Raw genomic sequence first — 14,699 nt, 5'->3', positions numbered from 1 at the left:
TTAGCAGCAGTCGTGCTTATGTCTACTATAGCGAGGGTGCGTATGGAGTTTAATTGTTATGATGTCTTAGAGGTTCATGGCAGGCGCTATGTAATCACTGAGAAAATTAAATACATAGAGATTATTCCAAAAGCAGATAAGGAACAATCCTATAGGGGCCAGCCGTCTATGACAAAATCACCAGGTGATTATTGGCATGAATATGGACTGGAGGCTGTTGAGGGAATTGATAAGATATGGTTAACCATTGAGTATAATGATAATGAATGGTGTACCGTATCTAGAACATCCTATCATACACGGCCAGGTAAGGGTTTTACATTACATCAAATCGGATTAGAAAAGGTTGTCGATGTCGATGGTGAAAGTGGTGCCTCCGTAGGGGACCGCGCAGGATATCGAGAATATCAGCTGCCTTGTGAAGGTGGTGCTAGTGTATTCTTTGAAGAAGAGTGGTTTGAAGGTAAAAAAATGTTTGCCGAAGGGTCACGAGTGCCTTTAGTGAATATTCGCCTTTGTAATGATGCAGCTGCTCAAGCCATTAAGCAAAAGATGCGTAACAAATTTATGAAAAAGAGGTTTGGATCTATTGCTGTTGGTGTGGGGTATACTGTACTATTTTTACTATTTCTGTTTTGGTCGGACAATGATTTGTCTTGGCATAGTATACGCGCTATGTTTGGAGTGCCTTATACGGCAAAAGAACATATGCATGACACATCTGCATATTATACAAAAACAGATTCGGATAGTGACTATGTATACACGTCTACACTAGATCCTGTTAGCACCGCATTAGACTTGATTGATTCTGTGAATGGTGATATTAAGAATGAGAGGGATAACTTAGAAGAGGGACATGAAGTTATTGTATTTTATTCTGGGGACTTGGTGTATCTCATCACTAATACGGATGGACAAACTAGGGTTAAGGTATGTGAACAATCAAAATTAACACAAGAGGATTGGAAAATTATTGATCGTACATTAATCAGCTCTCATATGCTCGATAACTATGCGACTATGGTTCGACTAGGGGATAATACGGGACGCGAACGATTGTATCCTACCAGCAACTCTAACAACACATCCAATACAAAATTATATTATTAGGAGGCTTATTATGATTTATATACCAGATGTATTATTGACAATTTTTTATGCTTGTTTTGGCATTATGCTGATGTTGACAGCGAACACGGTTATCGATTTCTTCGTGCCTGGAAAATTTAGTGAAGAAATTAAGCGTGGTAACTGTGCTGTGGCGTGGCTTTCAGCGGGATCATTTATCGGTATCGGTGAAATTTTGCGCGCTGTTATTATGTCACCAGCCGTGACTACGGCTGATACGTCCCTGTTACATGGCATTGTAGCCAGTGTTGTATACGCTGTGCTAGGTATTATACTATTTGTAACGGGCTATATGTTTATCAATATTTGGCATCGTAAATATAAATTATCCGAAGAAATTATGCGTGGTAATACAGCGGCTGGTATTCTTGTATTTGGTATTTTCGTTGGTCTTGCTCTTGTTATTAGCGGTGCTGTGCACTAAGGGAGCGTTTTATGTATAAGCCAAGTAAGAAAACCATATACCTTACAGGTGCTTTCGCCGCAGTTGCTGGTCTTGTAGGTGTGTATTCATACTGGAACGATATTTCCTATGCTGTGTGCGACAAGGTTTATCCAGAGGCAAATGAGGGGGAGGTTCGATTAAAGGATAGTCAAGGTAATCGGTATTCTCTTTTAAACCATGGCGATGGAAAAGAAACCGCCTTGTATGACGATAATCGTTCAGTTACCTTTCACCGTGATAATGGTGGAAACTTAGTGTGGGATGCTGGTTTGGCAAGTTTGTTACCAACTATTGCAACTGGGTATTATATGTTTCATGGTTTTAATCCACCTACTGCACGCATGGATGGACGAACCATGACATATCGCATAGCAGCACCATTACAAACGTATGAGGAGCCCTATGTATATACCGCATCAGGGTCGAATGTACATAGCGCTATGGGGCGGAGCTTTTATAGAACTTATGAACGCAATAGAAGTAAAAAGGCGTCTTCCATAGGACAGAAATCTGGATTTGGTAGTGCTGGCGCACGGTCTAGTGCTTCGTAATGGATATGATGGCAATGTATGTTAATGAAGGTTAGTTTAGAATTTAGGAGATATAGTATTGGCTAATTTATATATCGGACTTGTTCATTATCCGATTATGAACAAGCATAAAGAGGTCATTACGACGGCCATTACAAATTATGATATACATGATATTGCACGAGCGTCTATTACCTATGATGTGTCTAAATATTTTGTGATTCACAATATACCTGCGCAGCGTGAGTTGGTGCGTACTATCATGGAACATTGGAAATCTGGATTTGGCTCTACTTACAATCCAGATCGTAAGGATGCTTTCACCGGCGTGGAATTGGTAAATTCAATTGCGGTAGCGGTGCGAACAATTGAAGACATAGAAGGTATAAAACCTATTGTAGCTACAACAGATGCTCGTACTTACGATAATACAATTTCCTATCCACGGATGCGTGAACACCTTGAAAATGAGGGGCGCCCTGTGTTAGTATTATTTGGTACCGGTTATGGTATGACAAAAGAAACGATGGAAAGCTTTGACTATATTTTAGAACCTATATATGGCCATGGTGAATACAATCATTTATCTGTGCGTAGTGCCGTATCAATCATCTTAGATCGGCTGCGGGGCGAAGCATGGTGGAATAAATAGGAGGCGTCTATGTCAGGACATTCTAAATGGGCAAATATTAAACATAAAAAAGGTAAAACCGATGCATTAAAAGCTAAATTGGCTACAAAAATCGGTCGTGAAATTACCGTTGCAGCACGCATGGGTGGTGCAGATCCAACTGGTAATATGCGTTTGAAATTGGCTTTGCAAAAAGCTCGTGAAAATAATATACCTAAGGATAATATTCAACGTGCTATCGACAAAGGCATCGGTGCTACGGACATGAATGCATACGAGGAAATCGTATACGAAGGTTATGGTCCTGCAGGCGTTGCCGTTACCGTTGAGGTGATGACCGACAATCGTAACCGTGCTGCTGCAGACGTGCGCCATGCATTCTCTAAACAAGGTGGTAATCTTGGTGAAAGCGGCTGTGTAGGTTGGATGTTCAAATCTAAAGGCGTATTCGTTATCGATAAAGAGGGTCATGATGAAGACGAAGTAACAATGCTCGCTCTCGAAGCTGGTGCAGAAGATCTTAAGTCTGAAGATGATGTGTTTGAAATTTATACAACACCAGAGGATTTTGATGCTGTAGAAACAGCGCTTGCTGATGCGGGTATCGAAACTGTAGTAGCTAAAATTACAATGGTTCCAGATACAACGATTGAGTTAGCTGGTGATGATGCTGTAAAAATGCAGAAAATGCTCGACGTATTGGATGATCTTGATGATGTACAAAACGTATATCATAATGGTATTTTGCCAGACGACGAAGAATAAATAAACAGGGGCACTCTATGGGTGCTCCTTTTCTATTGGTGAATTAAATTGGAAAGTTTTGTAAAAGTTAAGAAAAGTAATAGATTTCTTATATTAATTATACGGGAATTCATGAATTTCGATGTGATATTGTGCTATAATAATATAGATTATGTAATGGAGGTAGGCGGTAGCTTATCTCATTTTTAAACTAAGGGGGTTGGGGTGCGCATTATAGGAATTGACCCAGGTACGGCTATATGCGGATACGGCATTATTGACGTGAAGGGTAGCAAACTAACACCAGTAGCCTATGGGGCTATTACAACTCCTAAGGAATTAACTGATTCACAGCGACTGGAAATTCTATTTAATGATCTTAGTGATTTATTGGAGGAATATAGGCCTGATAAGTTCGGTGTGGAGGAATTATTTTTTAACCGCAATGTAACAACAGCCATTAAGGTAGGGCAAGCACGTGGTGTTATTTTATTGGCTGCTGAACAACAACGGATTCCTATTTATGAATATACACCATTACAAATTAAACAAGCTGTCACAGGTTATGGTAAAGCTGATAAGAATCAGGTCATTTATATGACGATGAATATTTTGGGGATTCGTGAGAAAATTAAGCCTGATGATACGGCAGATGCATTAGCTGTTGCTATCTGTACGGCTCATAGTTCTCACAATGATAGATTAAAGAGGTTGGTATAATGATAGGGTATGTGCGAGGTATCGTAACACATCTTTTTAAAGAATCGTGCTATGTTGATGTACATGGCGTAGGGTATCGCGTATATGTGCCGACCACTACGCGTCAACAGCTGACAGAGGGCCATGAGGCGACACTATTCACGTATCTTAATGTACGAGAAGATGCGATGCAACTTTATGGCTTTTGGACGGAAGAAGAATATGAGTTGTTTATACTCCTCATTTCTGTTTCTGGTATCGGGCCCAAGGTGGGGCTTGGCATCTTGTCAGGCATGACACCTGAGACTTTCAAATTAGCGATTATCAATGGACAGGTACAGCAATTAACTAAGTTACCTGGCATTGGTAAGAAGTCTGCGGAGCGACTTGTTTTAGAGTTAAAGGATAAAATCGCTAAGATGACACATATTTCTACGGAATCGTCTGCGACTATTCAGCCTGTTGGCGTTGCTGCAAACGGTGCTGTAGGAGAAGCCATTGAAGCCCTCGTATCCTTAGGATACTTGGAACGGGATGTAGCAGATACTGTAGAGTCTTTAGATGATGGTAAGCGTGATGTATCTGAGTTGATAAAAGTCAGCTTAATTGAGCTTGGGAAAGGACGATAAGGATGAATGAGGAAGTACGCCTTGTCGGCAATGGCGAGCACGAAGAGGATATATGGCAATATAGCCTTCGACCTAAGCTTTTTAATGAGTATGTAGGTCAAGAAGAGGCTAAAGGTAATCTAAATGTGTATATTCAAGCGGCAAAACAGCGTGGGGAAGCATTGGATCACGTGCTACTCTATGGGCCTCCAGGCCTTGGCAAGACAACATTAGCAGGGATTATTGCAAATGAATTGGGTGTTAATTTTCGTATAACTTCTGGTCCGGCTATTGAAAAGTCTGGTGACTTAGCTGCAATATTAACAAATTTGGACGACCATGATGTATTATTTATCGATGAAATTCATCGCTTGTCTCGTAGTGTAGAGGAAGTGTTGTACTCTGCTATGGAAGACTATGCTATTGATATTATCATCGGTAAGGGTCCAAGTGCTCGAACTGTGCGCATTGACTTGCCAAAATTTACTTTGGTAGGCGCCACGACTCGAGCGGGTGCTTTGGCAGCTCCATTACGGGACCGATTTGGTATTATTAATCGGTTGGAATATTATAAACAACCAGAGTTAGAGTTTATTGTGTCTCGCGCCGCAGAGATACTTAATATTGGTATTGTGCCAACTGGGGCAAGCGAAATTGCGCGTCGTTCACGAGGAACACCGCGTATCGCAAATCGTCTGCTTAAACGGGTACGCGACTTTGCACAAGTCATTGGTGATGGGGTTATCACTCAAGAAATTGCAGATGAAGCATTACAACGTTTATATGTAGATAAAATGGGACTTGATCGAATTGATCGACGTGTGTTGGAATGTATTATTGAAAAATATGATGGTGGTCCTGTAGGGATTGATACCATTGCGGCGGCCATCAGCGAAGAGAGAGATACCATCGAAGATGTGTATGAACCATATTTGATGCAATTAGGATTTTTAGGACGCACACCGCGTGGGAGGGTAGCTACTAAATTAGCCTATGAGCATTTAGGTATTTCACAGACAGGGAAATAACAATGAAAACAAAACGATTACAATTGATGATAATGGCCACTTTGTTTTTAGGTGTAAACATTGGCGGTGTTTCTATAGCACATGGAGCGACGCTGCAAAATAAAGGTACAGTGGTAACGAAAAAGCCAACGCCAAAATCAACAGTATCTAATACAACTGTATCGAAAGTAAATACGACGAAGAAATCTAGTTTTCGTCCACTTGCTACTAAACCAGCTGCAAAGCCGGTTACAATAACTAAAACGGTTTCTAAGTCAACTGTTGCATCTACGATGGCTAAACCTAGTGCAAAACCGGTTAGTGTAGCAAAGCCTGCTACATCTACAAAGCCGGTAACGCCGGCTAAACCAGTTAGTGCAACAAAATCAACTAGTACTGCGAAATCTAGTACTAATGTAACAGCTGCGAAATCAGCTACTACAGGTAAAGCTACAATGGCTACAAAACCTGCGGCTTCTAGTACTTCGAAGCCAACTGCTAAACCTGCAGTTACTGATGAAAAGCCTGTAGTACAAAAGAGAGCTACTGAAAAAACTGCTACTAAAAAGGTAGTAAAAACAACGGATGCGAATAGCATTCAAGCCAATACAGCAGTTATTACTCGCAACAAAGTGGGCTCCGTAGTGACGCCTGCTACAGAACGCAAAGAAAACATGCCAAATGTACGTGTTCTACTAGGTAGTCGTAGCTCTGATGCTACTGTTACATCTACAGCTAATATGGTTGTGTTGAACAGCGGTAATGGTCAAGTTAGCACAATCAGTGCTAATCGTGGTACATCTATTGGCGTTCGCGGCGGCAAGATTGCTGTAAATGGAAAGGCTATTGATAGTGTAGTTACATTGAAGCCTGCGAATAGTGATGCACCATTTTTGTTCGAAGGTAAAGGTTATCGTGGTGGGCTCACATTACGTGCCAATAATGGAACCATGATGATCATTAACTCTGTGCCTCTTGAGGATTACCTGTATGGTGTTGTTCCACAAGAGGTAGTACCGTCTTGGCCGGCTGCTGCATTAGAAGCGCAAGCCGTAGCAGCTCGCACCTATGCTCTTCATACGATGGAACAAAATAAAGGTAAATTTTATGATGTGAGCAATTCCACGGATCATCAAGTATATAGTGGTGTGAGTGGTGAATCTCAAGCTACCACAAATGCTGTAAATAAAACTAAAGGCATAGTTATGCTTTATGATCAACGTCCTATTAATGCCTTGTTCCATTCCGATGGTGGTGGCTATACAGAGGATAGTGTAAATGTTTGGGGCAGTGATGTGCCATACTTGAAAGGGGTAAAAGACTTTAGTACTGGTACATCTACATCGAATTGGACTGTTACTACCTCTCGTCAAGCTCTTGAAAGTAAACTTAATGCGGCAAGTAAAGGGGTAGGTAAATTGAAGAGCATTCAGTTGACCCCTCTTGGTAAGCCTGGACAACAAACATATGACCGCGGTGTATCAGGTCGTATAAAGAGTGCTACTTTCATAGGTACCTCTGGAAAAACTACTGTAGATGGTGATGCGCTGCGTAGCATTTTAGGTTTAAAATCTACACTGTTTGATTTCTATGTAAATCACAATCCTGCTAAAGGCACGGGTAAGGCTTATCATAGCTTTACTGGCAAGAATGATACTGTTTATATTAAAGGCCACGGTTGGGGTCATGGCCTTGGTATGTCTCAATGGGGCGCTGCGGAAATGGCAAAGCGCGCTAATCCTGGAGATACAAATTATTACCAAACTATTTTGCGTCACTACTATAGTGGCATTACATTGAAGAAAATGTACTAATAAGGATTACGATGAAAGTTACAGATTTTGATTATGAATTGCCAGAGGAACTGATTGCTCAGCATCCTGTAGAACCTCGTGATACAGCACGGCTTTTAACCTTAGATAAGGTAAGTGGTGAAGTTAAACATAAAGGACATTTTTATGATTTACTAGAAGAGCTTCATGAAGGAGATGTGCTTGTATTTAATAATACAAAGGTTATCCCTGCGAGATTATATGGACATCGTCAAGGTTCTGGTGGCAAGGTGGAGGTACTTCTACTCACACCATGTGGTGAAAATCGATGGGAATGCCTTGTTAAACCGGGAAAAAAATGTCCTATCGGGCAAGTTATAGAGTTTGATGACCGCCTAAGTGGAGTTATTATAGATAAAACAGATTTTGGAGGCCGTATCATTCAGTTCACATGCAACGGTGTGTTTGATGATGTGATTCAAGAAATTGGTGAAATGCCATTACCTCCATACATTCATGAAAAGTTAGAAGATAAAGACCGTTATCAAACGGTATATGCTAAGGAGAAAGGCTCTGCTGCAGCACCAACTGCAGGACTTCACTTTACACCTGACCTCTTAGAAAAGATTAAAGCTAAAGGTGTAGAGCTTGAGTTTGTAACCTTACATGTTGGACTTGGCACTTTTAGACCTGTATCGGCAGAGACTATTGAAGACCACGAAATGCATAGTGAGTTCTTTGTTGTACCTCAAGATACGGCGGATCGAATCAATGCAGCCAAACAAAAAGGGTCTCGTATCATTGCCGTAGGTACTACATCGGTGCGTACTCTTGAGTCTGCTACGAATGATGATGGTGTATTACAAGGTATGAGTGGTTGGACTCAAATTTTTATCTATCCTGGCTATAAATTTAAGATGATTGATGCGTTGGTAACGAATTTTCACTTGCCTCAATCTACATTGTTAATGTTGATTAGTGCACTAGCTGGTCGTGAACACTGTTTGGCGGCCTACGAAGAAGCTGTACGTGAACGTTATCGTTTCTTTAGCTTCGGCGATGCTATGTTTATACATTAGGAGGGACTATGCCGAGTATTATTTATGAATTACAAAAGACATGTCCTCATACGGGGGCACGGGCAGGTTTATTGCATACGCCACATGGTACCTTCCAAACACCGATGTTTATGCCTGTAGGCACGCAAGCGACAGTTAAAACTATGACACCAGAAGAACTAAAGGCTATGGGTTCTCAAGTTATTTTGAGTAATACCTATCATTTATTTCTTCGCCCAGGGCCGGAGCTTGTAGAAGAGGCTGGGGGCTTACATAAATTTATGAATTGGGATCAAGCGATTCTTACTGATAGTGGTGGATTCCAAGTATTTAGTTTAGGCGATATGCGCAAAATTACTGAGGATGGTGTTACATTTAGATCCCACATTGATGGATCAAAACAGTTTCTATCTCCTGAAGTGGCTACAAAGGTACAAGAACAATTAGGTTCTGATATTGCGATGGCTTTTGATGAATGTATTCCGTATCCCGCGGATCATGATTATGCGAAACGCTCTACGGCGCGTACAACACGTTGGGCGCATCGTTGCCAAGAGGCTCGTAAAGCTCATGACCGTCAAGGCATGTTTGGTATCGTTCAAGGTGGCATGTACAAAGACTTGCGCAAGCAAAGTGCGGAAGAACTTGTAGCTATGGATTTTGAAGGTTATAGCATCGGCGGTTTATCCGTTGGGGAACCTCATGATTTAATGAATGAAATCTTAGAATATACTACGCCATTATTGCCAACTAACAAGGCTCGTTATTTGATGGGCGTTGGCACCGCAGATTGTCTGGTAGAAGGTGTAACACGTGGAGTTGATATGTTTGATTGTGTATATCCAACTCGTGTTGCTCGAAATGGGATGGCCATGACTTGGAATGGTCGTCTTAATATTCGAAATGCTCAATTTGCTCATGATTGGGGTCCTTTAGAAGAAGGTTGCCAATGTTATACATGTAAAAATTATTCCCGTGCATATATTCGTCACTTATATAAGGCAGAAGAGATTTTGGCATTACGCCTTGTAACATATCATAATCTCTATTTCTTATTAGAGTTTATGCGTCAAATGAGACAAGCTATCTTAGAAGATCGGTTCCCGCAATTTAGAATGCAATTTTGGGATAGCTTTAAAAAATAGTAATTAAGTCTAGTCAAATTTATATTAGGTGGCTATACTAGAAAAGAAATACATATTTATTAACCTAGGAGGATAACATGGGAGATATTCAACAAATCTTGCAAACTAGCTGGCCTATTTTGTTAATGGTAGTAATTTTTTACTTTTTATTGTGGCGTCCACAAAAGAAACAACAAAAAGAGCGTGCTAGCTTGTTAGGTAGTTTAAAAAAAGGCCAAAAAATCGTTACTATTGGTGGTATTTATGGCGAAATTGTTGAACTTGATGATGAAAAAGTCAAGGTACAGGTATCTGAAAAAGTTGAATTAACATTTGCTCGTACAGCAGTTGCTAATGTACTGTCTAAGAAAAACAAGGAAGAAAAATAATGAATACAAAGGAAGCAGTGCGCCAGGCGTGTAAGTCTCAGCGCGCTGCTTTATCCGTTGCTGATTGTAGGTCGTGGACGCCGATGTTGACGAATCAAATCGTTAATAGTCCTGAGTATATATCGGCAAAAAACATTATGGCCTATTTGGCGATGCCTAAAGAGGCCAATTTAGACGATGTGATTCGCCATGCTTTAGAACATGGTAAATCTGTATACGTTCCAGTATGTACTGATAAGACGACTATGATTGCAGTTCGCCTTAAGTCTCTAGAATCTATCACTCGGGGTGTGTTAAATATACGTATTCCCGCTGAGCCATACGATATTATTGATCCGTGTGACTTGGATTTGATTTTAGTGCCTGGTGCTGGCTTTGACCGTCAAGGTGGTCGCATGGGAATGGGGAATGGGTATTATGATCGATTTCTCAAGGAACTTTCACCAAGTACATTTATGGGCGTATGTTGGACTATACAATTATGGGAGACACCAATCCCAATGGAAGCATTAGACCAACGAATGAGTAAAATTGTGACAGAGCAAGGCATTATACATTGTGTATAGCAGAAGGGAGCAACTATTTTGAACGGTAAAGCTATTATCAAGTTTTTAGTAGTCATTGCTGCCATCATTGGATTATTTGCGTATTTTATTCAACCATTAGCAGGCTCTTTGAAACAAGGCCTAGACTTGCAAGGTGGTACGCATATCGTATTGGAAGCAGAGGACTCTGCGACTGGTACAGCTGACAATGATGCAGTGGAACGGGCGAAGCAAATCTTAGAACGTCGTATTAATGAAATGGGTTTATCTGAACCATTGGTACAACGTGAAGGTGCTCGTCGTATTATCATTGAATTGCCAGGTGTAAAAGATCCTGACGAAGCGATTAAACGTATCGGTAAAACAGCGGTCTTGGAATTTAAAAACGACCAAGGTCAAACCGTTATGACTGGTGATGACTTAAAAGATGCTAAAGAAGAGTTAGGTCAAAATAAACAACCACTCGTTGCTATTGAATTAAGTGATGAAGGGGCTAAGAAGTTTGCTGATTTAACATCTAAAAATATTGGTCGTCGTATTGCCATTACATTGGATGGTAAAGAATTGACTAATCCTGTAGTACAACAAGCAATTACAGGTGGTAAAGCCACTATTTCTGGTAGTCAAAGTTTAGAAGAAGCTAAAGACTTAGCTATTTTATTACGTTCCGGTGCATTGCCTGTTAAAATTAATGTATTGGAAGTGCGTACAGTAGGTCCTTCTTTGGGGCAAGACTCCAAGGATAAATCTGTTGTAGCTTTCAGTGCTGGTATTGCAATGATCATGATTTTCTTGGTTATCTTGTATCGTTTTTCTGGCATCGTAGCTAATATAGCATTACTTGTATATGTTATGCTCTTATTACTCGTGTTGGGCAAGGGCTTTAATGCGACTATGACATTGCCAGGTATTGCTGGTATTATCTTATCCATGGGTGTTGCGGTAGATGCAAATATTCTTATCTTTGAACGTTTTAAGGAAGAGGTATTTTCTGGCAAATCTATGCGTGTTGCTATGGAAGCAGGCTTTAGCCGTGCGTTAGCCACAATTACTGATGCAAACGTATCCGTTATCATTACAGCTGGTATCTTAACTATTTTAGGCTCTGGCCCTGTAAAAGGCTTCGCTATCAGCTTAGGCGTAGGTGTTGTGGTGAGTATGTTCACTGCGATTACTGTGAGTCATTTCCTATTGCGCTTATTAATCGATTGTAACTTTACAAACCATCCATTCTGGTTTGGTGCGAATATTTCTCCGAGCACAAGTGCTGACGCATTTGCACCTAAATCTTTGAAAGGAGGTAAACGCAAATGACATTAGACGTAATTAAACATCATCGTTGGTGGTTTGCTATTTCCTCCACACTTGTTATAATCAGCTTAATTTCCATATTTACTAAAGGGTTTAACTTTGGTATTGATTATACTGGTGGTACGATTGTTGAAGTTGTATTTGATCAACCTGTAGAGGTTAGTCAAGTTCGTGACGTTCTAAAAGAATATAATCTTGAAAATGCACAAATTCAGCTTTCCGGTGATACTACTGGTGATACAGCGGGCGAAGACGTAATGATTCGTACACGTAATCTCGAGTCTAGTGAAAGTGCCGCTGTTGTTGATTCTTTGACTAAATCTATTGGTAACAATACAGTTAAACGTATTGAAACTGTAGGAGCTGTAATTGGTTCTGAAGTTACAGAACATGCGTTATTGAATCTTGTTATAGCATTTGCAGCATTAGCGCTATATATTTCTTATCGTTTTGAATATAAGGTTGCCATTTCTGCGTTAGTTGCCATTTTCCATGACTTGATTATGGTTCTTGGTGTTTTCTCTTATTTCCAACTAGAAATTGATGCATCCTTCTTAGCTGCCATTCTTACGGTTGTAGGTTACTCCATGAATGAATCTGTAGTTATCTTTGACCGTGTTCGTGAAAATACGCATACACATAAACGTTCTGATACATTTGCAGATTTGGCGAATGCGTCTATTACACAAAGTATTCACCGTAGTTTCTATACATTGGCTACCGTTATGTTCGCTTGTGTATCCCTTTATCTATTCGGTGGGGACACTACAAAGAACTTTGCCCTTTGCATGATCATCGGTTTTGCTAGTGGTGCGTACTCCTCTATCTGTGTAGCTACATCCTTGTGGGTTATGTGGAAGAGCCGTAATAAAAATGACGTACGTAATCAATAATAAGTTATAAATTATTATTATTGTGTTAATGATTAAAGTATAAGAACCTCTCTGGATTTATTTTTAGAGAGGTTCTTTTGTTTTGCTATCTTTTATTATGTAAAATGGTATAGGTATTTTACAGATAACAGTCATTTTTAACTATATAAAATTTTAAAAGGCTTGTTCTTGAATTCTATAAGATAGAGGCGTAAAATGGCTAGGTGACACGATACAAAAGGAGATACAAATATGGATTCAAATAGATTATGGAGCCCTGCTTTTACTAATTATGGTATTAGTAGTGGTATTTTATATATGACTCAACATGTTCTCGTAGCGGCATTGCCAATCGTAATCACGTCTGAGCTGGCTGGCAGTGATCTTGATGCGGGTTTAGCGATGACATATTTCCAAATTGGTACAATTTTATGTAGGATTTTTGCAGGACGATTAATAGATGGTTTTAATAAGCGTATTGTTCTATTAATATCAACAGCCTTGTTTTTCATTATTATGGGATTATTTAATTTTACTACATCCTTAGAGGCTGTTTTCGTACTACGTGGGTTACATGGTGTTGTGTTTGCCCTTGGAACAACTGTAATGGCTACTCTAGCAGTATTAGTATTACCTCCTAGTCGAAAAGGTGAGGGAGTTAATATGTTTGCTATCTTTTCAAATATAGCAATGGTATTAGGACCTGCTATCGGCCTATATGCTTTATCGTCATACGGTAGTATGGCATTGTACATATTTTTAACGGTTATGACTGGATTGGCTATGGTCTTAAGTAATATTATTCCTCTATCAAAGGAGTTAGCATTACCTAAACAATCAAAATATAAAGGTTGGCATATTTCCCAGTTTATAGAAAATAAAAGTTTACCTTGGGCTTTAATGGGCTTATTTATTGGTTTTACTTATTCTGGTGTTTTAGTTTTTATACCTATAGAACTTAATAGCATGGGGGCAGGAATATGGGGAAGTGCTTTCTTTGCTATTTTTGCGTTGATGATTATTATTAGTCGACCTATAGTAGGAAAAATATATGCTCGATATGGTTCAAAAATTATTATCTATACAGGATTAGGATTATTTATACTAGGCTTATTTGTATTGGGATTAGCTATAACCCCATTAGCTATTCTATTCACCGCTCCATTGTTGGGGTTAGGCTATGGTGCAGCACAACCTGCATTTCAAGCGCTGGCTATACAATCAGCTCCTATTGAGCGTGCGGGTGTATCAACAGCAACATATTTTTTAGCATTAGATATAAGTGTTGGCGCTGGATCAGTTATACTTGCAGTATTAGCTAGTGCGTGGGGCTATCAATATTTATATATGTTCACTGCATTGGTTATGGTGATAGCGCTTGCTTTGTATCATATATGGGTAAAAAGATATACTCCTTTAGAACTATAGTTGTTTAAGGTAAAAATTGGGTAAATAAATATTAGACAAGTTAAAATGGCTTCTAATGAGATATTATGTATAGGATGCAATAAAAATAATGAAAGCAAGATGAAATTTTTGAGATAACAATTTTATATATTGACGTTTATTATATTTATGCTATACTTATACAAGTCATTAGGACACAGCTCAAATGATAAGTATGAAAAACTTCTTAGAAGTTAAAAAAAGCACTTGACGAAATGAGCTGGACTTGATAGAATAATCAAGTCGCCAGTTGATGAAACACTTCGAAGAAAGAGTGTGTAGACTGGTACAGATCTTTGAAAACTGAACAATGATAGGTAATCAATCATATGATTGAACATATGCCAGAGTGCGGGTTTTGACATAGTCAAAACCAACCATAATTCA

General features: G+C 39.6%; 16 protein-coding genes. All 16 read left to right on the top strand.

The window, feature by feature from the left end; translation table 11 throughout:
- Window positions 1-42: 42 nt before the first annotated feature.
- The 16 genes from E7K77_RS08400 to E7K77_RS08325 all read left to right on the top strand — a co-directional run bounded on the left by E7K77_RS08400 (window position 43) and on the right by E7K77_RS08325 (window position 14,294).
- Window positions 43-1,113 (top strand): hypothetical protein, encoded by a 1,071-nt coding sequence (locus E7K77_RS08400; protein ID WP_325306490.1) that lies wholly within the window; start codon window positions 43-45, stop codon window positions 1,111-1,113.
- 10 nt (window positions 1,114-1,123) lie between these two features.
- Window positions 1,124-1,555: a DUF350 domain-containing protein gene (locus E7K77_RS08395; protein ID WP_004698434.1), complete on the top strand. Its 432-nt coding sequence runs from the start codon at window positions 1,124-1,126 to the stop codon at window positions 1,553-1,555.
- 11 nt (window positions 1,556-1,566) lie between these two features.
- Complete coding sequence (locus tag E7K77_RS08390) at window positions 1,567-2,127, top strand: hypothetical protein (protein ID WP_004698451.1); 561 nt, start codon at window positions 1,567-1,569, stop codon at window positions 2,125-2,127.
- 58 nt (window positions 2,128-2,185) lie between these two features.
- Complete coding sequence (locus E7K77_RS08385; RefSeq protein WP_325306487.1) at window positions 2,186-2,758, top strand: RNA methyltransferase; 573 nt, start codon at window positions 2,186-2,188, stop codon at window positions 2,756-2,758.
- A gap of 9 nt (window positions 2,759-2,767) precedes the next feature.
- The gene (locus E7K77_RS08380; protein ID WP_302682999.1) at window positions 2,768-3,502 is read left to right on the top strand and encodes a YebC/PmpR family DNA-binding transcriptional regulator; all 735 of its coding nucleotides are present in this window, start codon (window positions 2,768-2,770) and stop codon (window positions 3,500-3,502) included.
- A 204-nt stretch (window positions 3,503-3,706) separates the two neighbouring features.
- The gene (gene ruvC / locus E7K77_RS08375; protein ID WP_004695586.1) at window positions 3,707-4,201 is read left to right on the top strand and encodes a crossover junction endodeoxyribonuclease RuvC; all 495 of its coding nucleotides are present in this window, start codon (window positions 3,707-3,709) and stop codon (window positions 4,199-4,201) included.
- On the top strand, window positions 4,201-4,809 hold the full coding sequence (gene ruvA, locus E7K77_RS08370; protein WP_325306485.1) for a Holliday junction branch migration protein RuvA: 609 nt from the start codon (window positions 4,201-4,203) through the stop codon (window positions 4,807-4,809). The genes ruvC and ruvA overlap by 1 nt, the downstream gene beginning before the upstream one ends.
- A 2-nt stretch (window positions 4,810-4,811) precedes the next feature.
- A complete protein-coding gene (ruvB, locus tag E7K77_RS08365; protein WP_004695590.1) occupies window positions 4,812-5,816 on the top strand; it encodes a Holliday junction branch migration DNA helicase RuvB in 1,005 nt (334 codons plus the stop codon).
- A gap of 2 nt (window positions 5,817-5,818) precedes the next feature.
- Window positions 5,819-7,609, top strand: a complete 1,791-nt coding sequence (locus E7K77_RS08360) for a SpoIID/LytB domain-containing protein (RefSeq protein ID WP_120055761.1) — start codon at window positions 5,819-5,821, stop codon at window positions 7,607-7,609.
- Window positions 7,610-7,620: 11 nt separating this feature from the next.
- Window positions 7,621-8,646, top strand: coding sequence for a tRNA preQ1(34) S-adenosylmethionine ribosyltransferase-isomerase QueA (gene queA, locus E7K77_RS08355; protein ID WP_060919887.1), 1,026 nt, complete (start codon window positions 7,621-7,623; stop codon window positions 8,644-8,646).
- A gap of 8 nt (window positions 8,647-8,654) precedes the next feature.
- Window positions 8,655-9,770 (top strand): tRNA guanosine(34) transglycosylase Tgt, encoded by a 1,116-nt coding sequence (gene tgt, locus E7K77_RS08350; RefSeq protein WP_060919886.1) that lies wholly within the window; start codon window positions 8,655-8,657, stop codon window positions 9,768-9,770.
- A 77-nt stretch (window positions 9,771-9,847) separates the two neighbouring features.
- Window positions 9,848-10,138, top strand: coding sequence for a preprotein translocase subunit YajC (gene yajC, locus E7K77_RS08345; protein ID WP_004695596.1), 291 nt, complete (start codon window positions 9,848-9,850; stop codon window positions 10,136-10,138).
- Window positions 10,138-10,704, top strand: a complete 567-nt coding sequence (locus tag E7K77_RS08340) for a 5-formyltetrahydrofolate cyclo-ligase (protein WP_004695599.1) — start codon at window positions 10,138-10,140, stop codon at window positions 10,702-10,704. The genes yajC and E7K77_RS08340 overlap by 1 nt, the downstream gene beginning before the upstream one ends.
- An 18-nt stretch (window positions 10,705-10,722) precedes the next feature.
- Window positions 10,723-11,997: a protein translocase subunit SecD gene (gene secD / locus E7K77_RS08335; RefSeq protein ID WP_004695600.1), complete on the top strand. Its 1,275-nt coding sequence runs from the start codon at window positions 10,723-10,725 to the stop codon at window positions 11,995-11,997.
- Window positions 11,994-12,887 carry a protein translocase subunit SecF gene (gene secF / locus E7K77_RS08330; RefSeq protein ID WP_004695602.1) on the top strand — a complete coding sequence of 298 codons (894 nt, stop codon included), beginning with the start codon at window positions 11,994-11,996 and terminating at the stop codon, window positions 12,885-12,887. Before secD ends, secF begins: the two co-directional genes overlap by 4 nt.
- Before the next feature lie 231 nt (window positions 12,888-13,118).
- A complete protein-coding gene (locus E7K77_RS08325; protein ID WP_316066744.1) occupies window positions 13,119-14,294 on the top strand; it encodes an MFS transporter in 1,176 nt (391 codons plus the stop codon).
- Window positions 14,295-14,699 lie beyond the last annotated feature (405 nt).

Origin of the sequence: Veillonella parvula (assembly GCF_032577575.1) — a bacterium.
Classification (GTDB): Bacteria; Bacillota; Negativicutes; order Veillonellales; family Veillonellaceae; genus Veillonella.
Note: the sequence above shows the minus strand (reverse complement) of the source record. Positions and strands in the feature narration are given on the sequence as shown.